19 protein-coding genes and 1 tRNA gene are annotated in these 22296 nt (G+C 35.9%); 15 read left to right on the top strand and 5 right to left on the bottom strand.

From position 1 onward, the window contains the following. The first annotated feature begins 83 nt into the window (after nt 1–83). The 8 genes from EG359_RS02035 to EG359_RS02000 all read left to right on the top strand — a co-directional run bounded on the left by EG359_RS02035 (nt 84) and on the right by EG359_RS02000 (nt 8755). Nucleotides 84–1007: an ABC transporter ATP-binding protein gene (locus EG359_RS02035; protein WP_076355498.1), complete on the top strand. Its 924-nt coding sequence runs from the start codon at nt 84–86 to the stop codon at nt 1005–1007. A 165-nt stretch (nt 1008–1172) separates the two neighbouring features. After that, nucleotides 1173–1625, top strand: a complete 453-nt coding sequence (locus tag EG359_RS02030; protein WP_076356012.1) for a MarR family winged helix-turn-helix transcriptional regulator — start codon at nt 1173–1175, stop codon at nt 1623–1625. Between the two features lie 55 nt (nt 1626–1680). Next, the gene (locus tag EG359_RS02025; RefSeq protein ID WP_076356014.1) at nt 1681–4074 is read left to right on the top strand and encodes a 3-hydroxyacyl-CoA dehydrogenase/enoyl-CoA hydratase family protein; all 2394 of its coding nucleotides are present in this window, start codon (nt 1681–1683) and stop codon (nt 4072–4074) included. Between the two features lie 78 nt (nt 4075–4152). Further along, nucleotides 4153–4467 carry a four helix bundle protein gene (locus tag EG359_RS02020; RefSeq protein ID WP_262707007.1) on the top strand — a complete coding sequence of 105 codons (315 nt, stop codon included), beginning with the start codon at nt 4153–4155 and terminating at the stop codon, nt 4465–4467. A gap of 50 nt (nt 4468–4517) precedes the next feature. Next, complete coding sequence (locus EG359_RS02015; protein ID WP_076355502.1) at nt 4518–5696, top strand: thiolase family protein; 1179 nt, start codon at nt 4518–4520, stop codon at nt 5694–5696. 117 nt (nt 5697–5813) lie between these two features. Next, nucleotides 5814–7589: an acyl-CoA dehydrogenase family protein gene (locus EG359_RS02010; protein WP_076355504.1), complete on the top strand. Its 1776-nt coding sequence runs from the start codon at nt 5814–5816 to the stop codon at nt 7587–7589. Nucleotides 7590–7893: 304 nt separating this feature from the next. Beyond that, entirely contained in the window at nt 7894–8229 is a 336-nt protein-coding gene (locus EG359_RS02005) for a YegP family protein (protein ID WP_076355506.1), read from the top strand. A gap of 79 nt (nt 8230–8308) precedes the next feature. Then, nucleotides 8309–8755: a phosphohydrolase gene (locus tag EG359_RS02000; protein WP_076355508.1), complete on the top strand. Its 447-nt coding sequence runs from the start codon at nt 8309–8311 to the stop codon at nt 8753–8755. Here EG359_RS02000 and EG359_RS01995 read toward each other — a convergent pair. Together EG359_RS01995 and EG359_RS01990 are read right to left on the bottom strand one after the other, a co-directional pair. Beyond that, complete coding sequence (locus tag EG359_RS01995) at nt 8752–9468, bottom strand: DUF2490 domain-containing protein (RefSeq protein ID WP_076355510.1); 717 nt, start codon at nt 9466–9468, stop codon at nt 8752–8754. The genes EG359_RS02000 and EG359_RS01995 overlap by 4 nt on opposite strands. A gap of 71 nt (nt 9469–9539) precedes the next feature. Beyond that, a complete protein-coding gene (locus EG359_RS01990) occupies nt 9540–11351 on the bottom strand; it encodes a TonB-dependent receptor plug domain-containing protein (protein ID WP_076355512.1) in 1812 nt (603 codons plus the stop codon). A 647-nt stretch (nt 11352–11998) separates the two neighbouring features. Here EG359_RS01990 and uvrA point away from each other — a divergent pair. Both uvrA and EG359_RS01980 read left to right on the top strand, forming a co-directional pair. Next, nucleotides 11999–14791: an excinuclease ABC subunit UvrA gene (gene uvrA / locus EG359_RS01985; RefSeq protein ID WP_076356016.1), complete on the top strand. Its 2793-nt coding sequence runs from the start codon at nt 11999–12001 to the stop codon at nt 14789–14791. Nucleotides 14792–15264: 473 nt separating this feature from the next. After that, nucleotides 15265–15336, top strand: a tRNA-Arg gene (locus tag EG359_RS01980). A gap of 26 nt (nt 15337–15362) precedes the next feature. Here EG359_RS01980 and EG359_RS01975 read toward each other — a convergent pair. Continuing rightward, nucleotides 15363–16211, bottom strand: coding sequence for a helix-turn-helix domain-containing protein (locus EG359_RS01975; protein ID WP_076355514.1), 849 nt, complete (start codon nt 16209–16211; stop codon nt 15363–15365). A 205-nt stretch (nt 16212–16416) separates the two neighbouring features. Here EG359_RS01975 and moaA point away from each other — a divergent pair, with 205 nt between their 5' ends. The 5 genes from moaA to EG359_RS01950 all read left to right on the top strand — a co-directional run bounded on the left by moaA (nt 16417) and on the right by EG359_RS01950 (nt 20845). Further along, the gene (gene moaA / locus EG359_RS01970; RefSeq protein ID WP_076355516.1) at nt 16417–17403 is read left to right on the top strand and encodes a GTP 3',8-cyclase MoaA; all 987 of its coding nucleotides are present in this window, start codon (nt 16417–16419) and stop codon (nt 17401–17403) included. Nucleotides 17404–17405: 2 nt separating this feature from the next. Then, on the top strand, nt 17406–18608 hold the full coding sequence (locus EG359_RS01965; protein ID WP_084180476.1) for a molybdopterin molybdotransferase MoeA: 1203 nt from the start codon (nt 17406–17408) through the stop codon (nt 18606–18608). A gap of 66 nt (nt 18609–18674) precedes the next feature. After that, nucleotides 18675–19151: a cyclic pyranopterin monophosphate synthase MoaC gene (gene moaC, locus EG359_RS01960; RefSeq protein ID WP_076355518.1), complete on the top strand. Its 477-nt coding sequence runs from the start codon at nt 18675–18677 to the stop codon at nt 19149–19151. Further along, nucleotides 19132–19737: an NTP transferase domain-containing protein gene (locus EG359_RS01955; RefSeq protein ID WP_076355520.1), complete on the top strand. Its 606-nt coding sequence runs from the start codon at nt 19132–19134 to the stop codon at nt 19735–19737. The genes moaC and EG359_RS01955 overlap by 20 nt, the downstream gene beginning before the upstream one ends. A 73-nt stretch (nt 19738–19810) precedes the next feature. After that, nucleotides 19811–20845 (top strand): HesA/MoeB/ThiF family protein, encoded by a 1035-nt coding sequence (locus EG359_RS01950; protein ID WP_076355522.1) that lies wholly within the window; start codon nt 19811–19813, stop codon nt 20843–20845. A 23-nt stretch (nt 20846–20868) separates the two neighbouring features. Here the strand turns inward: EG359_RS01950 and EG359_RS01945 are convergent, their stop codons facing one another. Together EG359_RS01945 and EG359_RS01940 are read right to left on the bottom strand one after the other, a co-directional pair. Then, on the bottom strand, nt 20869–21783 hold the full coding sequence (locus tag EG359_RS01945; RefSeq protein WP_076355524.1) for a bestrophin family protein: 915 nt from the start codon (nt 21781–21783) through the stop codon (nt 20869–20871). A gap of 27 nt (nt 21784–21810) precedes the next feature. Continuing rightward, on the bottom strand, nt 21811–22296 hold the full coding sequence (locus tag EG359_RS01940) for a molybdopterin-dependent oxidoreductase (RefSeq protein WP_076355526.1): 486 nt from the start codon (nt 22294–22296) through the stop codon (nt 21811–21813).

Genomic DNA, 22296 nt, shown 5'->3' with positions numbered 1-22296 from the left:
ACATAAAATTTGATAAAGTCAAATTCTTTGAATCCTAAAAATAGTATTTTTGTAAAACATTTTGCACCTAACGAATCCTCAATATGCACCTACAAATCAAACAAGCAAATATTGGTTACAATAAAACTTTAATTTCAAATGCTAATGCAAGTTTGAAGCTTGGAGATGTATGCTTATTGATTGGAAATAACGGTGTTGGGAAAACTACTTTAATTAAATCTGTTCTTCATCAAATCCCTTTATTAGATGGTGAGATTTTGATTAATGGAAAAAATGTAAAAAAAATTTCCGTAAAGGAAATTGCAGAAAATATAGCGATTGTCTTTTCAAAATCGGTTATCCCCCAGCATTATACGGTTGAAGACCTTATATCATTGGGAAAATATATCTACTACCCTTTTTATTTTGAACTGAAAAAAGAAGACCGTGATGAAGTTGCTCATATTATTGAGGAACTGGATTTGAATCAGTACAGATATACTTTGCTTAAAAATCTTTCAGATGGAAATCTTCAGAAAGCATTCATAGGAAGGGCTATCACTCAGAACTCTCCTATTATTATTTTGGATGAACCAACAACCCATCTGGATGAAAAAAATAAAATCATTATTCTTAAAACGTTGAGAAGATTAGCCAAGGAACAAAATAAACTGATATTGTTTTCTTCCCACGACTGGAGGCTGGCTAAGGAATTTGCAGACAAGATCTGGTATGTGAAAAATACCGAGCTGCATACAGGAATTGTTGAGGATGTTTTACTTCAGCATGATGAACTTACGAATGCTTCATTATTCCAAATACACGAAAATTTTATTCCACCGCACATCTCTGCACCCCAGGTTCAGAAAGAAATGCTGTATTCTTTGCTTCAAAAAAACTTTCAAAAGGACCTTTCTTTCCTAAATTTTGAGTTTAGGGACAACTTTTGGGTAATTACTAATGATTCCGCATTACACCAATATGAATCTTTTGAAGAAATCATCAATTTCGTTGCAAACATTTATTAATCTGAGGTTTTATTTGATTATTTCATATACTATGCATGCATAGTATTATGCTACTCATATAATTTAATCTGTTTATTATCAGCTTATTAACAAAATTTAACGTTAATAAATACTATGCATGCATAATATTTACTAAATTTGGGTAAAACCATTAGCGCAAAAATGATGGATAATAATAAGGAAAAAATAGAAAACGTAGATTTAATTTTGAAGCAGACCTGGTTGGCTGTTTCAAAAATGTACACAGAACTGGCTCAGGAACACGATTCCACAGCTGTGCAAGCCCTCACCCTTCTTAAAATTGATCCCAAGGAAGGAACACGAAGTACCAATCTTGGACCCAAGATGGCCATAGAGCCTACTTCCTTAACGAGAATCATCAAACTTCTTGAAGACAACGGATATATTTATAAGGAAAAGACCACCACTGATAAAAGAGAGGTGATCATCAAACTTACAGATAAAGGATTAAACTCCAGAAACATGTCAAAAGAAGTTGTCGTCAACTTTAATAAAAAGGTGATGGAAAAGATTGCTCCGGAGAGATTGGAAACCTTTAAGGAGGTCATGACGGAGATCATGAAAATAGCCAATGAACTTTTAAATAACAGAAAATAAATTATCATGAAACCGTATGGTTACATACGACCTTATAAAAAATAAAAATTTACATATGAAAAGAAGAATCAAACATGTAACGGTTCTTGGTTCAGGAATTATGGGTAGCGGTATCGCAGCTCACTTCGCCAACATCGGTGTGGAAGTGTCACTTTTGGATATTGTCCCTTTTGAATTGACTGAAGCTGAACAAAAAAAAGGTTTGACCAAAGATGATAAGGTAGTAAGAAACAGAATTGCTACTGAAAACTTTGAAAAACTTAAAAAAGCCAGCCCTGCACTTCTTTATTCTCCAAAGTTTGCAGACAGAATCAAAGTAGGAAACTTCGATGACGATCTACAGAAAATTAAAAATACTGACTGGATCATTGAAGTAGTAGTAGAAAGACTTGATATTAAAAAGTCAGTATATGAAAAGATTGAGCAGTTCAGAAAACCGGGAACATTAATTTCTTCAAATACATCCGGAATTCCAATTCACTTCTTGACAGAAGGAAGAAGTGATGACTTCAAAAAATACTTCGCAGGTACCCACTTCTTTAATCCGGTAAGATATCTTCCTCTTCTTGAGATTATCCCTACAAACGATACAGATCCTGAGATTATCGATTTCTATATGAATTATGGGGCTAAATTCTTAGGCAAAACTACTGTTTTAGCAAAAGATACTCCTGCTTTCATCGCCAACAGAATCGGGGTATTCTCTATGATGGATCTTCTTCATAATGTACAAAAATTAGGACTTACTGTTTCTGAGGTAGATAAATTAACAGGTCCTGTAATTGGACGTCCAAAATCTGCAACATTCAGAACAGCTGACGTTGTAGGTCTTGATACCTTAGTAATGGTAGCCAATGGGGTTCGCCAGAGCGGTGCTGAAGCCAATGACTTCAATGATGTATTTGCTCTTCCACCTTATATCCAGAAAATGATGGATAACAAATGGCTGGGTTCAAAAACTGAACAAGGTTTCTATAAAAAAGTGAAAAATGCAGAAGGAAAATCTGAAATTCACGGATTGAATCTTGATACTTTAGAATATGAACTTCAAGGAAAATCATCATTCCCTACACTGGAATTAACAAAAGCCATCGATAAGCCAATTGACAGATTCAAGGTATTAATCGGAGGAAAAGATAAGGCTGGTGAATTATACAGAAAATCATTAGGAGCATTATTTGCTTACGTTTCTCATAAAGTTCCTGAAATTTCTGACGAGGTTTATAAAATTGATGATGCCATGAGAGCCGGTTTCGGATGGGAAAATGGTCCATTTGAGATCTGGGATGCCGTAGGTGTTCAAAAAGGTATTGAATTGGCTAAAGATGCTGGTTATGAAGTTTCAGACTGGGTAAAAAATGTAGAGACTTTCTATAAAGTTAATGATGAGGGACAAAGTATTTATGTTGATAAAAACTCAGGAGAATACAACAAAATCCCTGGTCAGGATGCATTTATCATTCTAGATAATATCAGAAAAAACAAAACACTTTGGAGCAATTCAGGAGCTTCTATTGAAGATTTAGGTGATGGCATCATCAACTTTGAGATCCGTTCAAAAATGAACTCTCTTGGAGGCGAAGTTCTTGATGGATTAAATAGAGCAATTGATTTTGCTGAAAAAGAATATGATGGACTGGTAGTTGGTAACCAAGGCACTAACTTCTCTGTAGGAGCAAACCTTGCAATGATCCTTATGATGGCTATTGAGCAGGATTGGGATGATTTAAATATGGCTATTGCCTACTTCCAGAAATCAATGATGAGAGTTCGTTACTCTTCTATTCCTGTAGTCGTTGCTCCTCACGGAATGACGTTAGGAGGTGGATGCGAAATGACTATGCATGCAGACAGAGTGGTTGCAGCAGCAGAAACTTACATCGGACTGGTAGAAACCGGAGTGGGCGTAATTCCTGGTGGTGGTGGTACAAAGGAACTTACTTTAAGAACTTCCAGAGAATTCCACAGTGATGATGTTAAAAATAACAGACTTCGTGAAGCATTCATGAACATCGCCATGGGTAAAGTAGCTACTTCTGCCTATGAAGCCTACGACATGGGAATCCTTGAAAAAGGTAAGGACATTGTTTCAGTAAGCAAAAACAGACAGATTGCAGAAGCTAAAAAAGTTGCAAAACTATTAGCAGAACAAGGCTATACTCAACCTATCGAGCAGAAAGTAAAAGTTCTTGGTAAAGATGCCTTAGGAATGTTCTATGTAGGAACAGATCAAATGCTTACCGGAAACTACATCTCCGCACACGACAAGAAAATTGCAGACAAGCTAGCCAACGTAATGGTAGGTGGAAACTTATCTGAACCTACTGTTGTTACTGAACAATATCTATTGAATCTTGAAAGAGAAACATTCTTACAACTTTGTGGTGAAAGAAAAACATTGGAAAGAATTCAGTACATGTTACAAAATGGAAAACCATTAAGAAACTAAAATTTTTTGTAAAATGTAAAAAGTATTAATGTATTCACGATGCATAATTTCAGAGATTTAGAAGTTTGGATAAAATCCATGAAGCTTTGTAAAATATTTTATTTGGCTTCAAGCAATTTTCCAAAAGATGAAATGTTCGGACTGACATCACAATCAAGACGAAGTTTATATTCAATTCCTTCTAATATCGCTGAGGGTGCAGGCAGAGATACAAATGCTCAATTTTCACATTTCTTAAATATAGCACTAGGCTCTTCATTTGAATTTGAAACCCAGATATTGATTGCAAATGATTTAGGTTTCTTTAAAGGTGATGATTTTAATAGTATTTATTCAGAAATTAAGCATATACAAAATATGTTGTCAAAGTTGAAGCAGAAATTTAGTACTTAAACATTTCAATCATAAATACATTTTACATAAATACTTTAATACAAAAAAAAATGAAAACAGCATATATAGTAAAGGGTTTCAGAACTGCCGTTGGAAAAGCTCCAAAAGGAAGTCTAAGATTTACAAGACCCGATGTAATGGCAGCTACAGTTATTGAAAAATTAATGGCTGAGCTTCCACAATTAGATAAAAACAGAATAGATGACCTTATCGTAGGAAATGCAATGCCAGAGGCTGAGCAAGGACTGAACGTGGCTCGTCTGATCTCTCTAATGGGGTTAAATACAGATAAAGTTCCGGGAGTAACTGTCAACAGATACTGTGCTTCAGGAAGTGAGGCAATCGCTATTGCTTCTGCAAAAATTCAGGCTGGTATGGCAGATTGTATCATCGCTGGAGGAACAGAATCTATGTCTTACATCCCTATGGGAGGTTACAAGCCTGTTCCTGAAACGGATATTGCAAAAACAAACCCTGATTACTATTGGGGAATGGGTTACACTGCTGAAGAGGTAGCAAAACAATACAATATTACAAGAGAAGAACAGGATCAGTTTGCTTTTGAATCTCATATGAAAGCTTTAAAAGCGAATCAGGAGGGGAAATTCACAAACCAAATTGTTCCAATTCCTGTAGAATATAACTTTCTGGATGAAAACCAGAAAATGCAGACTAAAAAGTTTGACTTCTCTATAGATGAAGGTCCAAGAAAAGATACTTCTTTTGAAGGATTATCAAAACTAAGACCCGTATTTGCCAACGGAGGAAGCGTAACTGCCGGAAACTCTTCTCAAATGAGTGACGGAGCGGCTTTCGTAATGGTAATGAGTGAAGAAATGGTAAAAGAACTAGGACTTGAGCCTGAAGCTAGATTAGTAGCTTATGCCGCAGCCGGACTTGAACCAAGAATCATGGGAATGGGGCCAATTTATGCTATTCCAAAGGCTTTAAAACAAGCAGGTTTAGAATTAAAAGACATCGATTTGATTGAACTTAATGAGGCTTTCGCTTCTCAGTCGGTTGCCATTAAGAAAGAATTAGGCTTAAACCCTGATATCTTAAACGTAAACGGAGGAGCAATTGCTCTTGGTCACCCACTGGGATGTACCGGAACCAAACTAACTGTTCAACTTCTAGACGAGATGAGAAGAAGAGGCAACAAATACGGAATGGTTTCCATGTGTGTGGGAACAGGACAAGGAGCTGCTTCTATTTTTGAACTACTATAAAATGTACTGATGTATTTATGTAAAATGTATTCATGAAGTTTAAACTAAAATCATAAATACATTTTACATGAATACGTTAATACAACATTACTAATCGTTATAAAAACAAAATAATATATGGCTACACTAAAAGGAGGTGAATTCCTAATCAAACAAATTCCTGCAAACGAAATTTTCAGTATTGAAGAATTAAATGAGGAGCAAAAGATGCTTCGCGATTCTGCAAAAGAATTTATAGATAGAGAGGTTGTTCCTCAAAGAGAGCGTTTTGAAAAGAAAGACTATGCCTTCACTGAAGAAACAATGCGTAAGCTTGGTGACATGGGAATGCTGGGAATTGCTGTACCAGAGGAGTACGGAGGTCTTGGAATGGGCTTTGTGACTACAATGCTTGCTTGTGACTATATTTCAGGAACTACAGGTTCATTGGCTACCGCTTATGGAGCACACACCGGAATCGGTACCCTACCTATCGTTCTTTACGGAACTGAGGAACAAAAGAAAAAATACCTTCCGGACTTGGCAACAGGTACAAAATTCGGAGCTTACTGCTTAACTGAGCCTGATGCAGGTTCTGATGCAAACTCTGGAAAAACAAGAGCAAAACTTTCCGAAGACGGAAAACACTATATCATCAATGGTCAGAAAATGTGGATCTCCAATGCAGGATTTGCTGATACATTCACGTTATTCGCTAAAATTGATGATGATAAAAACATCACAGGTTTTGTAATTAACCGTTCTGAACTTGAGAATCCTGAAAGCTTAACTTTCGGAGAGGAAGAGCACAAACTAGGAATCCGTGCTTCATCTACTCGTCAGGTTTTCTTCAATGATATGAAGATCCCTGTAGAAAATCTTTTAGGAGAAAGAAACAATGGTTTCAAAATCGCTCTAAATGCATTGAACGTAGGTCGTATCAAATTAGCAGCTGCTTGTTTGGATGCACAAAGAAGAATCCTAAACCACTCTATTCAGTACTCTAACGAGAGAAAGCAGTTTAATGTTTCTATCTCTACTTTCGGAGCAATCAGAAAGAAAATTGCTGAAATGGCAACCGGAGTTTTCGTAAGTGAGGCTGGTTCTTACAGAGCTGCCAAAGATGTTCAGGATAAAATAGATGAATTGGTAGCAGGTGGATTAAGCCATCAGGAAGCAGAATTAAAAGGGGTTGAAGAATTCGCTGTAGAATGTTCAATCCTTAAAGTATTCGTTTCTGATCTTGCACAACACACTGCAGATGAAGGAATTCAGGTATACGGAGGAATGGGATTCTCTGAAGATACTCCAATGGAAGCTGCATGGAGAGATTCAAGAATTTCAAGAATCTACGAAGGAACAAACGAAATCAACAGATTATTAGCTGTAGGAATGCTTATTAAGAGAGCAATGAAAGGAGAATTAGATCTTTTATCTCCTGCAATGGCTATCAGCAAAGAATTAATGGGTATTCCATCATTTGAAGTTCCTGATTATTCAGAATTCATGAGTGAGGAAAAAGCAATTATTGCTAACCTTAAAAAAGTATTCTTAATGGTATCTGGTGCTGCTCTTCAAAAATACATGATGGATATTGAAAAGCAACAACATTTATTATTGAATGCTTCTGAGATCCTTAACCAAATCTATATGGCAGAATCTGCAGTATTAAGAGCTGAAAAACACTTCTCTCCTGATTCTGTAGAAGCGGCAATGGCTCAATTGAACCTTTACAAAGCTGTTGAGAAAATTACAGTGGCAGCTAAGGAAGGAATTATTTCTTTCGCTGAAGGAGATGAGCAAAGAATGATGCTTTCAGGATTAAGAAGATTCACAAAATATACCAATAATCCAAATGTAGTGGCATTAACTGAAAAGGTAGCTGCTCATTATATTGAAAAAGGAAATTATTAGTCTTTTATAACATAAATTTGATTCAAAAGCGTCCCAAATGGGACGCTTTTTTATGATAATAACTGTTTTACCCGAAACATTCTCATTTTAATTTTATTAGCAATACCTATTTTCTATTGATCATTTTAAATTTGGTACTGCATTAAACAAAATTTTTATTAAAAAATATATACCATCAATGATCCTAATAAATCAATTGAGTACTGAATAACAGCAGATTCCAATATTTTTTTTATCTTTAATTGAAAAGAAGCAGCAATGCTATCTAAATAATAACCAAACAACAATTCTAAAAACTATTACTATGGGAAAATTCATTATTTCAAAAAGAACCAATGGAGAATTTCAGTTCAACCTTAAAGCAGGAAACGGTCAGGTCATTCTAACAAGTCAGGGATATAGCACAAAGCCATCATGTGAAAACGGCATCAGCTCTGTAAAAACCAATTCGCAGGAAGATTCTAAATTTGAAAGAAATACTGCTAAAGACGGCAGATGTTATTTTAATCTTAAAGCAGGAAACGGTCAGATTATAGGAACCAGCCAGATGTATGAATCTGATAATGGAATGGAAAATGGCATAGAATCTGTGAAAAACAATGCTCCGAATGCTTCTGTAGAGGATGAAACAAATTCCTAAAATCATCTAAAATAATCTTGATAAAAATGCCTTATTTTTTGAGGCATTTTTTATTTTTGTATTCTATTTTCATCGAAAAATGACAAAAGAAGAATTACTAAATAGAGCTATAAAAATCGCCGATAAGGCTCATAAAGGACAAACCGATAAATACCATGCCCCTTACATTGCCCACGTAATGCGTGTAATGGAATATGGTAAAACAATAGATGAAAAAATTGTAGGTGTGTTGCATGATGTTGTAGAAGATCATCCACTGGAATTCAGTCTTGATTATCTAAGAACCGAGGGGTTTCCGGAATACATCATTTTCGCAGTAAGCTGCCTTACCAAGTTTGATCCTGAGGAGGATTATGATGAGTTTGTTAAAAGAACGGAGAGGTCTCCACTGGCCGTTGCTGTAAAGCTTAATGATCTCCGTGATAATATGGACCTTAGAAGAGTAAACCGAGAGCTTACTCCTAAGGACATTAAAAGGTTTAATAAATATCTTAAAGCTTATCGCTATCTCATAGAAAAATATTAATCCGCACCAGGGAAATCATACGTCTTCACGTGATGATCTGTACCATCAATATTGATGTTCAGAGCAAGATAAATAAAGTGCAGGTTCTTGTTTCCCTTGGCTTCAAACTCACGCTGCCATAAATATCCTGTCAAAATTCCAAAGTAATCATCGATCTGATAGCCGAAACCGCCATATACTCTGTTTCTGGCAAAAGTAGGCTTCATCGGGGTTACAAAGAAGATCTCATCGTAGGCATTGGCAAAGACAGTCCCTTTTTTTATTGTTGAAGCATTTAGCGGAACACTTACGTTCAAACGGTAACGGTAGCGCATTCTCTGAGAAGTCTTATCAATCTGAGGCTCATAAAACCAGCTTTTTTCAGCACGGAAACGGTTTTCAAACTTCACGATGCCTTTTTTGAAATCAATAACATCCTGAAGCCATACCCTGAATTCTTCTCTGCTTAAGCTATGATCTTTATAGTTAACATATCTTCCCAGTCCTATGAAAGGTTTATGGTTCTTCGTAAGATTATATCCCAGCCCTCCTTTTATTTCATAATAATCCGGATAGGTGTAATCTTCGTTACCACGCAGCTGCCCTTCAGCATAAAGGAAAAACTTTGGATGAAACTTGTAGGTTAAAGTCACTGCATTGAAGCTGGAAATGTGTTCCTGTGCTTTGAAGAATGATAAACTAAGAAGTAAGCTTAAACCTAAAAAACGTTTCATAAAAAATTTTTGCAAATGTAATTTTTTTAACAATTTGTTAATATTAACTTTCATTAATATACAATTAACACCTACTTAATGTTAATTGTGTATGAAAAACCAATATGGAACCATCTTTGAGGCATTTCCACTCCAAAAGCTTCCGTATATTTTGTATTGGTCACATTGTTAATTAAAACATACACAGAATAGTCCTTTTGGGTAAAGCTCAATTTCTCATCCAAAAGATTATAAGTCCCTAGATTTACCCTTTCATTGTATCTATAGGCCAGCTCATTGGTAAAGCTTTTAAGAAACTTTGTCTCTAGTTTAGCAATAAACTGATGTTTCAGATTATCCAGAATATATCTCGAAACAAACTCATTAGGTTCATTATACTTACTGTCAATATAAGTATATCCAACTGTGTATTTTAACCAGTCTGTTACCCTATGATTAAGCTCGGCTTCTATTCCTTTAATCTTAATATCTCCTACATTCCCTGCGGCCCAAACACCATCATTAATGTCTTTTTTAACCCAATCGATAGAATTCTTCGAGTCTCTTAAAAAACCACTCACTTTTGCTAAAATCTTTTTGTTCTGATACTGATATCCAACTTCGGATGAAATAGCATTTTCAGGCTGTAAATTTGGATTTCCTTGCTCAGTTGGGCTTATATAATAAAGTTCTGTGAAAGTCGGAATACGGTGTACTTTCGCTATATTTCCGTAGATTTTACTGTTAGGAGTAAAGTTATACCCTACATCCAATCCCGGATAGAAAAAGTTCCCTTCCTTGGAGTAATTCGCCCATGAGATTCCAGGGCTTATATTCAGTTTTTTATCCAATAAAGAAAAGTGGTGTTCAAAGAATACCTGTGATACGAAACGATTGGGATTTCCAAGATTACTGCTTACCAAAAGTTCTTTTCTTAATTCGATCCCTACTCCGGTTGTTCCCAATCCCCATTGATAGCTGGAATTCACTTCTCCGCCTACATTGTTTCCAATGTGCATATTTCTATATCCATTAGGGTTTTGCCTGGTATAAAGGTACATGTCCTGCCCTCTTCTCCAGTATACATTAGAATTAAGCTTTAATTTTCCAAAAGTCTGCTGATGAGCCACACTTACAATGGAAGCCTGCATTTCCTCATACTGATCTCTTGCTTTCTTTGAAGCATAAAATCCATTAGCACCAAACTTTTTCTCTGAAAAACCAGCCTGAAGCCTTAGATCACCATTTTTAATATTCAATTTTCCCTGATAAAACACATTCCTGATTTCATAATCAGTATTGTAGATATATCCTTGTGAAGCCGAAGAATTTGCCTGAAGTGAATTTGAGAATTTTTCATTTCCCAGCTGTGCATTGAAGCCTAAGCCATAGGAAGCATTATCTCCTCCCTCTGCACTTATTTTAACACGTTTTCCCGGAGTTGTCTTTGTAATCACATTGATAACACCCGCATAGGCATTTTGGCCAAAACGTCGGGCTGCAGGACCTTTTATGATCTCTATTTTTTCTACATCCTCAAGATCTACAGGGATGTTCATGGAATTATGACCTGTCTGGGAATCATTCATCCTGATTCCGTTCAATAGCAATAATACCTGTTCAAAGGAACTTCCACGGAAGCCAATATCACTCTGTACTCCATTCGCTCCTCTTCTTCGGATATCCATTCCCGGAACCTGCTGAAGAATTTCATCAATACTTTTAGAGGGAGAATTAGCAATATCTTCCTTTGTAATTACAGTAATATTCTGGTTGGCGCTTTTGTAAGGTGTAGAAATAAATTTACCCTGAAATTCAATGTTTTCTATATCCGTTGTCTTTTCCTGTGCATTTACCCAAAGTAAAGATCCAAGAAAAAAAGCACTTCCTATCTTTTTGATCATAATCGTTTCCGTAGTTTCTTTTAACAGGATTCAAAAGTAAGAGAGTTCGTGTAGACAGGCAAATGATACTTGTCATAAAAAAATGCAGCATAATGTGCTGCATTTTGTGTGTCCGAGGGAGTAGTTTTTTATCTTTTTCTCATTAAATGTGTAACTAGATCTCTGAATAATTTTCTCATTTCTATATTACATATTTATGAATACAATTTTAAATAATTTTAAAACATAAAACAATACCTTAATGAAAAAACATATTGAAGACAGATAAACCATTTATAATACGATAAAAATAAATTGAAAAACCTAAATAAGTCCACAAAATACTTTTATATTTTTATTTTTCATAGTCCCATTTTTGATCTTTAAGCATCTTTTTAGGTTTCAAAATATATTATTTTAGAAATAGGACAAACGTAAATTTTCGCCAAAAAATTCGTAATTTTGTGGGTCTTAATTTTACAATTAAATCATTCTTTTTCAAATGTATTTTTTGGACAGCATTTTACTAATATGCTACCTCCTAACCAGATGAATTTGGAAAGAAACTCAAGAGTTCAATTGATGACAGTCTTGGAATATTCTAAAGCAGAACACCATTACACTGGCAGACATGATGCTGTACAGTTACTTTTATGAATAAACAAAATATGGCTAATATTACAGAAATAGACATAAAAAAACAGATCTACGTTAAGAATGCACATCTTAACAATCTGAAACATATAGATGTCCTGATCCCCAAAAACAAGTTGATTGTCATTACGGGAGTTTCAGGAAGCGGTAAATCTTCATTAGCCTTCGATACTATTTATGCTGAGGGACAGAGAAGATATGTTGAAAGCTTAAGTTCCTATGCCCGTCAGTTTTTAGGAAAACTTGAAAAACCTAAAGTTGATGACATTAAAGGATTGGCTCCCTCCATCGCTATTCAGCAGAAAGTAATTTCTTCCAATCCGCGTTCTACCGTAGGAACATCTACGGAGATTTACGATTACATGAAGCTATTATTTGCAAGAATTGGAAAAACATTTTCTCCTGTTTCCGGTGAAGAAGTGAAAAAAGACTCAGTTTCTGATGTGGTTGATTTTATCAAGGCTTCCAAAAAAGACACTTCCTTTTTATTAACGGCTCCTTTGGAATATGATGCAGATAATTTTAAAGAGACACTTAATATTTTAAAACTTGCAGGTTTCACAAGACTTGAGATCAATGGAAATCTTGCCGGCATTGAAGATCTTGAAAGCTTTGCATTTACTCCTGAAAAAGGAATGACCATCAATCTTGTCATTGACCGTTTTGCCTATGAAGAAGATGAGAGTTTTTTACAGCGATTGGCAGACTCTATTCAAATGGCATTTTACGAAGGTCGTGGCCATTGTTCTTTAAAAAATACAGATACTGAAAAAGTAAAGGAATTCTCCAATAAGTTTGAACTGGACGGAATGGAATTCCTTGAACCCAATGTTCATTTTTTCAGCTTCAATAACCCTTACGGAGCATGTCCGGCTTGTGAGGGATACGGAAAGGTAATTGGAATTGATGAAGACCTTGTTGTTCCAAACAAAACTTTATCCGTCTACGAAGATGCCGTAGTCAGCTGGAGAGGCGAAACCATGAGCGAATGGAAAAAAGACTTTATAAAAAAGGCAGGCGACTTCCCTATCCATAAACCTTATCACCAGTTAACAAAGGAACAAAAGAACTTCCTTTGGAAAGGTGACGGAAAAAGCAATTTCCCGTGCATTAACAATTTCTTCAAGATGCTTGAAGAAAATCTTTATAAAATTCAGTACCGAGTTATGCTTTCACGCTACAGAGGAAAAACCCTTTGTCCTACCTGTGAAGGATTAAGGCTTCGTGAAGAAACCAGCTGGGTGAAAGTAGATGGCCATAACATTCAATCGATGATTGAACTTCCGTTGGATGAACTGGCACCACTAATCAATACTCTTCAGCTTTCGGATCATGATAAAGAAGTTGCCAAAAGACTTTTATACGAAATCACAACCCGTCTCGAATTCTTATTGAAAGTTGGGTTAGGTTATCTGACCTTAAACAGAACCTCCAATACTCTTTCAGGAGGAGAAAGCCAAAGAATTAATCTGGCAACAAGCTTAGGAAGTTCGTTGGTAGGTTCCATATATATTTTGGATGAACCGTCCATTGGTTTACATTCCAAGGATACGGAAAACCTTATTGGAGTTCTAAAAAATCTTCGTGACCTGGGAAATACCGTGATCGTAGTAGAACATGATGAAGATGTAATGCGTGCTGCCGATTATATTATTGATATTGGCCCTGAAGCAGGTTATCTGGGGGGTGAGCTTGTATTTGCCGGTGACTATAAGGATCTGAAAAAAGCCCATACACTTACCTCTGACTATCTTACAGGACGACTGGAAATAGAAGTTCCAAAGAAACGAAGAAAAGGAAAGGAATGGATTTATATCAAAGGGGCTCGTCAGAATAACCTTAAAAATATAGATGTAGACGTTCCTTTGGAAAGTTTGGTCGTAATTTCAGGAGTTTCCGGAAGTGGAAAATCTACCCTGATGAGGGAAATCCTAACAAACGATATCCAGATCCAACTGGGAATGGGTGGTAAGAAAGGAGATTATGATTCTGTAGAATTCCCCAAAAAATTAATCAAGAATATTGAACTGATTGATCAAAACCCGATTGGGAAATCATCCCGTTCAAACCCCGTTACTTATCTTAAGGCTTATGACGATATCAGAGATCTTTTTGCCAAGCAGAAAATCTCAAAAATGATGGGCTATAAACCGAAGCATTTCTCTTTCAATGTAGACGGCGGAAGATGTGATGAATGTAAGGGAGAAGGAGTGATTAATGTTTCCATGCAGTTTATGGCTGATATTGAGCTGGAGTGTGAAGTTTGTAAAGGAACACGATTCAAAAATGAAATCCTTGAGGTAAAATTTGACGAAAAAAGCATTTCCGATATTCTTCATATGACCGTTGATGAAGCATTGGAATTCTTTAAGGATAATAATGAAGAGAAAATAGTTACCAAATTAAGACCTTTACAGGAAGTTGGTTTAGGATATTTACAGTTGGGACAAAGCTCTTCTACCCTTTCCGGTGGTGAGGCACAGCGTGTAAAGCTAGCTTCATTCCTTGTAAAAGGAGTAACTACGGATAAAACTTTATTTATCTTTGATGAGCCTTCCACAGGACTTCATTTCCATGATATTCAGAAGCTTTTGAAATCACTGCAGGCATTGATTGACCTTGGGCATTCAGTAATTGTTATTGAACATCAACCGGATATCATCAAATGCGCCGACTATATCATCGATATTGGTCCGGAAGCAGGAAAACATGGTGGTGAAGTAGTATTTGCCGGAACCCCTGAGGATCTGATAAAAAATAAAAAATCCTATACTGCAAAATACATCAAGGAAAAACTTGAGAATTAAATACAGACAGAGGGCAATTGCTCTCTGTTTTTTTAGCTATAATGGGAAAGTAAAGTCTCCTGATTTGTAGATATACGTAGGTAAAATATTCCCTAACATGAGTGTATTTAGAGATCAATCCAAGAGTTATCCACAAAAAAATGTGGATAACTTGTGAATTTTAACATTAAATTCATATTTCGTATTAAAAATAATAGTACATTTACTATGTAATAATAATCGAAGTGGAAACTTTATTTGCTTTTCTTACTACTATTGAAATTGCAATTAAATTTGAAATAAAAATTTAAGCACAGCATTGTCGGCTGTGCTTTTTATTGTTGTCTAATTAAAAAAATGAGATGTATTATCTACTGAATTCGCTCCTAAAGAGCGAATTCTTTTATGGTAATTCCCCCATTAGTATTAGCCTCACGATAATAGAGAGTAATCTAATAAGATCATCACTTAATTAATATTTTTATCCTTTAAAAGGCCACATAGTTCAATGGATAGAACAAAAGTTTCCTAAACTTTAGATCCAGGTTCGATCCCTGGTGCGGCCACATAACCTTTTAAAATATTTGACCTCCTAGCTTTTGTTCATGGTTAATCTATAACTCTTAGGTGTCATTCCTGTTTGTACCCTAAAAAAGTATGAAAAATGAGAAAAATTCCGGAATCCCAGCTCAAAGGCAATCTCCTTAATCGATTTATCGGAACTGTGTAATAATTTTTTTGCTTCTAATAAAACCCGCTCTTTAATAAACTCTAAAGGGGAAACTCTATATTGTTTTCTACAAATCACACCCAAATAGTTAGGCGTAATGCATAACTCTTCCGCATAGAAAGAAACACTTTTCTGGGTTTTATAGTGTTTTTGCACCAATGAATGAAACCGGAAAGCCAGATTATTATGATGGGTTAAGGCAAATTTACCATATATCTCCTCTACCCATAAGTTGATCATCAAAGCCAAAAGCCTTACCCTTGCATTAATAAGCTCCGGAAATATTATTTCCGAATGAATCTCCGTTCGTATGGCATTGAACTCACCACTCAATTTATCATAAACTTCATCATTCGGCTGTATCATTTCGTATGTACTATGAGATGAGAAAGTATGCTTTAATGTCGGAGAAAAGGTTTCAAGAATAGAATCATTGATGATGAGTCTTCTTCCCGTTGCGCCGGGAGGTAATTTCCATAAATATTCCCTTTTGGGAAGGTGAATAAATAATTGTTTAGAATTCAACATATATTTATCCATATCCGTAGTACACTCTCCATCTCCTGCACTACATTCGTCTAAAATAATGATGGTAAAAGAATTATCTGGAAAACGATTAAGCTCGGAAGAACTTATTTCATCCTGATAAATTACATCAATTTTCCTTTTGTCTTCATTCTCTATTGGAGACATGGTATTCTTCTCTTTCATTATTCATTATTAATACCTGCTAAATTATAAAATACTGCATAAAAATATCATTAGTTATCAAAAATTAAGCAGGTATTTCTCATTCCCAGGTTTTAAATATCCAGAATTGTGAAAAAAATATTCCCGTTTACTTACAAATCTAAAAATGATCTTTTTTACGCAAAAACAATCAGTATATTTGTAATAACACACTTTCTATTTTAAAATGCTGACAGATAAATTCGGACGAACAATAAATTACCTAAGACTGGCTGTTGTGGACCGGTGCAATCTCCGATGTACCTACTGCATGCCTGAAAATGGTCTTGTCTGGATTAAGCAGAAAGAATTAATGACTGATGAAGAAATGCTCAGACTTTGTTCTATTTTTTCAGAATTGGGTGTCAATAAGATCAGACTCACCGGAGGTGAACCTTTTGTAAGAAAGAACTGCATTGATCTTATTGGAAAAATATCTCATTTAGATGGAATTACAGATCTTAGTTTAACCACCAATGGGCTTCTTACCGGGCAGTATATTCCACAACTCAAGAAGTTTGGAGTAAAATCTGTGAATCTCAGTCTGGATACTTTGGATGAAGAACGCTTTTTCAGAATTACCCGCCGTAAAAGTTTTGATAAGGTAATGAAAACATTGGACTCTTTACTGGAACATGATATCAAAGTAAAGATTAATACAGTGGTCATGGAAAATCAGAATATTGAAGATATTATTCCATTGGTATTACTCACCAAACAGCTTCCGATTGATGTACGCTTTATTGAAGAAATGCCTTTTAATGGAAATGATGCAGACATTTCTCTGAAATGGAACTATCCTCAAATTTATCAACACATCAAAGATCATTTTCCTGAAATAGAAAAAACAGAAGATCCGAAAAGTTCTACTTCATATAACTACAAAATCCCAGGTTTTAAAGGTGACGTAGGAATTATTGCAGCGTATACCCGTTCATTTTGCGGAGACTGTAACAGAATACGAATTACCCCCTTAGGTGTGCTCAGAACTTGTTTATACGAAGGTACCGGTATCAATTTAAAAGATGAAATGCGTTCCGGAAAAACAGATGAAGAGCTCAAAAACATTATTGTGAATACAATACAGAATAAGCCAAAAGACGGATGGGAAGCTCAGAAATTTAATTTAACAGAGTCACAAATTCATCAATCGATGGCTACAATAGGAGGATAACAATGGAAATGATTACCGTACAACAGGCAGAAGACATCGTCATGTCACAACATCAGGATTTTGGTATAGAAAAAATCCCCTATGAATTGGCAGTGGGAAGAGTTTTGGCAGAGGACTTGTGTGCAGACCGGGACTTACCTCCTTTTGACAGGCCCACTGTAGACGGCATTGCCATCAATTATAGTGCTTATCAAAAAGGGATTATGTCGTTTACCATTAAAGCAGTACAATCTGCTGGTGAGCCTTCTTTATCCATAGATTCGGAAAATGAATGTATCGAAATCATGACGGGTGCAGCACTGGGTTCCTCAGTAGATACTGTTATTCGTTATGAAGACATTTCAATAGATAATGGAAATGCAAGCGTCAATATTGATGTTAAAAAAGGGCAAAACATTCATCTGAAAGCAAGGGATAAAAAACGAGGAGACATTTTGGTAAAAGCTGATCAGGTCATTACTCCTGCCATTATCGGTATAGCTTCCTCTATTGGACAAACCACACTATCTGTAAAAAAACTTCCCAAAATCATCATCATATCCACAGGAGACGAGATGGTAAGCGCTGAGTCTTGCCCTACTCCTTTTCAGCTAAGACGTTCTAATGGAATTACCATACAGGCTGTATTGGAAAAATATAAAATCAAGGCTGATGTGCTTCATCTTAATGATGATTATGAAGAGATCAAAAAAGAACTTTCCCGCTGCATCAACGAATATGATGTACTTCTTATGAGTGGCGGAGTTTCTATGGGAAAATTTGATTATCTGCCAAAAGCATGTGAAGAATTGGGAATAGAAAAGCTTTTTCATAAGATAAAGCAAAGACCCGGAAAACCGTTTTGGTTTGGTAAAAGCCAGAATCAGAAACTCATATTTGCATTTCCCGGTAATCCGGTTTCTGTATTTATGTGTCTGCATCGGTATTTTATTCCCTGGTTAGAAAAATCCTTGGAAATTCCGGATTCCGGATTCCAGTTTGCTGTCTTACAAAATGACATTGATTTTCCTTTTTCACTTCAGTATTTTGCTCAGGTAAAACTTAGGGTAAATTCATCCGGACAATTAACAGCAGAATCTGTAGATACCAATGGGTCCGGTGATTTTTCACATCTTGCCGATACCCATGCTTTTATAGAATTACCTATGGAACAGAATACTTTCAGAAAAGGTGAAGTTTATAAAGTATGGCGATATAATTTTTAAAATTGATTGGAGCATACACTCATGAAAAACAAATAATTCGTGTATCTGTGGTTAAAAAATAAAACTATGAAGGATTTTTCACATCTTAATAAAAAACTTGAACCTACCATCGTTAATGTAAGCGGAAAAGCAGTTACCCATCGTAAGGCTATTGCCAAGGCAACAGTAGAACTGCCCGATCATATTTTACAAAAACTAAAGGAAGGTGATTTTAAAACTCCCAAAGGATCTGTTTTTCAAACTGCAATTATTGCAGGAATCATGGCTGCAAAAAAAACAGGAGAACTTATTCCGCTTTGTCATCCGATAGGTTTGGAAAACTGTGAAATAGATATAGAACTTACAGACAACAATGAAATTGAAATCTACTGTACTGCCGAAGTGGAAGCTAAAACAGGAATTGAGATGGAAGCACTTACTGGAGCTTCTGTAGCGGCATTAACTATTTATGATATGTGCAAAGCCATGAGCCATGACATTACCATTAAAGAAATTAAATTAATAGAAAAATCCGGTGGAAAAAATGATTTCAGGAGAGGATAATACAATCCCGAGCATCAACGGGCTGGTACTGGCTGGTGGCAAAAGCAGAAGAATGGGAACTGCAAAAGATTTACTCAACTGGCATGGTAAAGAACAGCGCTACTTTGCTGCAGATCTGCTAGCTTCATTTTGTGATGAAGTTTTTATCTCCTGCAGACAAGATCAGTTGGAAAATTTTGATACAGATTATAATGCTCTTACTGACACTTTTCTGAACATGGGACCTTTTGGAGGAATTCTTTCTGCACTACGCTCTCAAAGGGATAAAGCATGGCTGGTTGTTGCCTGTGACATGCCGTTGCTGGACGAAAAATCATTGCAGGTCTTAATTGAATCGCGCGATCATGAAAAAGTGGCTACCACATACAAAAGCCCTTTTGATGGCTTACCAGAACCCCTAATTACGATTTGGGAACCCAAAAGCTATCCTCTTCTTCTGAATTTTTTAGGAATAGGAAATACCTGTCCCAGAAAGGTTTTAATAAATAGTGATACTCTTATTTTAGAACCCCATAATCCTGATGCTTTAATGAATGTAAATACCCCCGAAGATGCTGAAAAAGCACAAGGGTTTTTAAAGAAATAATCAAAAATGCACCCAATACGCGATTTATATTTGTAAAAAGCATTTATAAATCTGTGACAAAAAAGAAACAATTATGAGTGACTCATTAGAACGCTATCAATGCCAGATTGTTTTACCGGAATTTGGAGTTTCTTCTCAGGAATTACTTAAAAATGCCAAAGTACTGATTGTAGGCATGGGAGGTCTTGGATGTCCATCAGCACAATATCTTGCATCTTCCGGTATCGGAACAATTGGTATTGCTGATGATGATGTAGTGTCTTTAAGTAATCTGCATCGGCAGATTTTGTATACTCCGGATGATATCGGTTTGTTTAAAGTAGAGGTAGCTGCTAAAAAATTGGCGCAACAAAATCCATCCATTTCGGTTAAACCTCATCTCTTAAGAGTTTCTTCTTCCAATGTAATGGATCTGATCTCAGAGTATGATCTTATTATTGAGGGAACAGATAATTTTGAAACAAAATACTTATTAAATGACGCTTGTGTATTAGCCGGTAAATCGCTGATATATGGTGCTATTTATCAATATGAGGGTCAGGTAAGTTTTTGGAATGTATTACAAAAAGATGGTACTTATTCTACGAATTACCGCGATGTATTTCCCAACGTTGAGGAATCACAAATTCCTAATTGCAGAGAAGGTGGCGTAATCCCTACTCTAGCCGGAATTGTAGGTTGTATGCAGGCCAATGAAGCCATAAAATATTTAACTCAGTCCGAAGATATTCTAGCTGGGAAATTATGGATAATGAATGTAATGAGTGGCAAAACTCAAATAATTAAGCTAAGAAAAACCTCAGCTCCAATTACAGAACTGCAGCAAACGATTCCTTTGATAACATTTGAATATTTTAAAGAAAATCAGGAGAATTTTGAAATAATAGATGTCCGTACAGCACAGGAACATCAGAACTTTAATATTGGCGGAAAAAATATTCCTATAGAAGAACTGCATGATCATTTTCATACAATCTCTGCTGTCTCACAACCCATTTTAGTGTATTGCCTGTCCGGAAAGCGAAGTTCTGAAGCTGTCAGGAAAATTAAAAAGGCTTTCCCTGAAAAAGAAGTATTTTCTTTGAAAGGAGGGATTAGCAAAACGTAACAATCTTTATTAAAGGTAAAAGATCAGTCAATAATATTGTGAATTGGCTTTTGGGAAATATTAATTTGCTCTCCGGCCAGTTCATGGATTGTTTCATCAATCATATTGCACATGCTATTCAGTGCTAAGTCATTTGCCTCCGTGCCAAACGGGTCTTCAATTTCGTCTGCAATGGCTTCAAATGCAACAAATGTATAAGCAACGAATATCACAATAAAGGGCATAAACCAACCCAGTGTATCAACCAATCCAAAAGGCAGCAAAGAACAATAAATATACACCGTACGATGCAATAAAACACGGTAGCTGTAAGGAATTGGTGTTGAAACAATTCTCTCACATCCACCTACTACATCTGCTAGCTTATCTAAGTTTTCATCAAAGCGAGCCTGCTGTATGGTATCAATCTTACCTTGGTCCTTTTCTTTTTGAACCCACTCTGCCATGAATCGCATAATGACAATAGGTTTGTACTTTGCCATCATGATAAGATCCAGCTTATTTTCATCGAGCCTTTGCTTTAAATCATCATAAGGATCTGTTCTTCTAAGTTGGTGTTTCAGAGCAAATATAAAAGAACTCAATAACTTAATAAATTCAGGAACCGAGGAATCATCCTTACTATTTTTCAATGTCAGGGCCTGACGGGTTAACGAACGTGAAATATTCAATAGGGCACCCCATAATTTTCTTCCCTCCCAGAATCTATCATAACTTACATTATTACGAAAGCCTAAAAACAAAGCCAGTACAAACCCAAACAATGTTAAAGGTGCGGGATTAAGAGGAATTTTAAATGAAAAGATAATCCCATGAAGATAAGCTACCCCGAGAGACAATATAAAAAGCAATATAAGGCGAGGCAGCAACCCTGGTAATACAGAGCCGTGCCAAACAAAAAGCATCTTGAACCAATGTTCCTTTTTCCTTATAATCATATTGTATCTCTAATCACTGTATGGAAATTAATCTTTAATGTGGCCTATTGTCAAAGACTCTACCTGATAGGAACTGCGAGCAGGCTTTTTCTCTCCTTCCGCAATAATACGAAGCGGGCCTTTTTTCTCCAACAATGGTTTACCATCTATAGTGTCTGCAATAATAACATTTTTGTCGGCTATGGAAGCGTCCAGTTCTGCCAATGAAAATAAAACCCGGTATCCGTCTGTACACTTTACCAGCAAATATTTTGAAAGATTTTCTCCGTGAAGTTCTTTACCGGACGGAACTCCGGCTTTCGCAAGAATATCGCCGATGGCTACGCCTGTATAAATATGTGTATTTCCATCCTTATCCTTTAATGAAGCTTCTTTTCGAGGCATTTTTGAAAGATCTGATAAAGAGATTTCCAATGGCTGCTGCACTTCTCCCTCAACCTTTAGTTTATATTGTGACTGTGCAAAGGCAATACCAGAAGCTAAAAATAGGGTTACTAGAAATATCTTTCTCAT

Origin of the sequence: Chryseobacterium joostei (assembly GCF_003815775.1) — a bacterium.
Taxonomy (GTDB): Bacteria; Bacteroidota; Bacteroidia; order Flavobacteriales; family Weeksellaceae; genus Chryseobacterium; species Chryseobacterium joostei.
Note: the sequence above shows the minus strand (reverse complement) of the source record. Positions and strands in the feature narration are given on the sequence as shown.

What these genes read in the sequence shown, in the direction of transcription:
- EG359_RS02005 (WP_076355506.1), top strand. Translation starts at nt 7,894, where the DNA reads ATGGGAAAATTCATTATTTCAAAAAGAACCAATGGAGAATTTCAGTTC.
- EG359_RS01990 (WP_076355512.1), bottom strand. Translation starts at nt 11,351, where the DNA reads ATGATCAAAAAGATAGGAAGTGCTTTTTTTCTTGGATCTTTACTTTGG.
- EG359_RS01940 (WP_076355526.1), bottom strand. Translation starts at nt 22,296, where the DNA reads ATGAGAAAGATATTTCTAGTAACCCTATTTTTAGCTTCTGGTATTGCC.
- EG359_RS02025 (WP_076356014.1), top strand. Translation starts at nt 1,681, where the DNA reads ATGAAAAGAAGAATCAAACATGTAACGGTTCTTGGTTCAGGAATTATG.
- EG359_RS01945 (WP_076355524.1), bottom strand. Translation starts at nt 21,783, where the DNA reads ATGATTATAAGGAAAAAGGAACATTGGTTCAAGATGCTTTTTGTTTGG.
- EG359_RS01965 (WP_084180476.1), top strand. Translation starts at nt 17,406, where the DNA reads ATGGAAATGATTACCGTACAACAGGCAGAAGACATCGTCATGTCACAA.
- EG359_RS02000 (WP_076355508.1), top strand. Translation starts at nt 8,309, where the DNA reads ATGACAAAAGAAGAATTACTAAATAGAGCTATAAAAATCGCCGATAAG.
- EG359_RS01975 (WP_076355514.1), bottom strand. Translation starts at nt 16,211, where the DNA reads ATGAAAGAGAAGAATACCATGTCTCCAATAGAGAATGAAGACAAAAGG.
- moaC (WP_076355518.1), top strand. Translation starts at nt 18,675, where the DNA reads ATGAAGGATTTTTCACATCTTAATAAAAAACTTGAACCTACCATCGTT.
- uvrA (WP_076356016.1), top strand. Translation starts at nt 11,999, where the DNA reads ATGGCTAATATTACAGAAATAGACATAAAAAAACAGATCTACGTTAAG.
- moaA (WP_076355516.1), top strand. Translation starts at nt 16,417, where the DNA reads ATGCTGACAGATAAATTCGGACGAACAATAAATTACCTAAGACTGGCT.
- EG359_RS02030 (WP_076356012.1), top strand. Translation starts at nt 1,173, where the DNA reads ATGGATAATAATAAGGAAAAAATAGAAAACGTAGATTTAATTTTGAAG.
- EG359_RS02010 (WP_076355504.1), top strand. Translation starts at nt 5,814, where the DNA reads ATGGCTACACTAAAAGGAGGTGAATTCCTAATCAAACAAATTCCTGCA.
- EG359_RS01995 (WP_076355510.1), bottom strand. Translation starts at nt 9,468, where the DNA reads ATGAAACGTTTTTTAGGTTTAAGCTTACTTCTTAGTTTATCATTCTTC.
- EG359_RS02020 (WP_262707007.1), top strand. Translation starts at nt 4,153, where the DNA reads ATGAAGCTTTGTAAAATATTTTATTTGGCTTCAAGCAATTTTCCAAAA.
- EG359_RS01955 (WP_076355520.1), top strand. Translation starts at nt 19,132, where the DNA reads ATGATTTCAGGAGAGGATAATACAATCCCGAGCATCAACGGGCTGGTA.
- EG359_RS02015 (WP_076355502.1), top strand. Translation starts at nt 4,518, where the DNA reads ATGAAAACAGCATATATAGTAAAGGGTTTCAGAACTGCCGTTGGAAAA.
- EG359_RS01950 (WP_076355522.1), top strand. Translation starts at nt 19,811, where the DNA reads ATGAGTGACTCATTAGAACGCTATCAATGCCAGATTGTTTTACCGGAA.
- EG359_RS02035 (WP_076355498.1), top strand. Translation starts at nt 84, where the DNA reads ATGCACCTACAAATCAAACAAGCAAATATTGGTTACAATAAAACTTTA.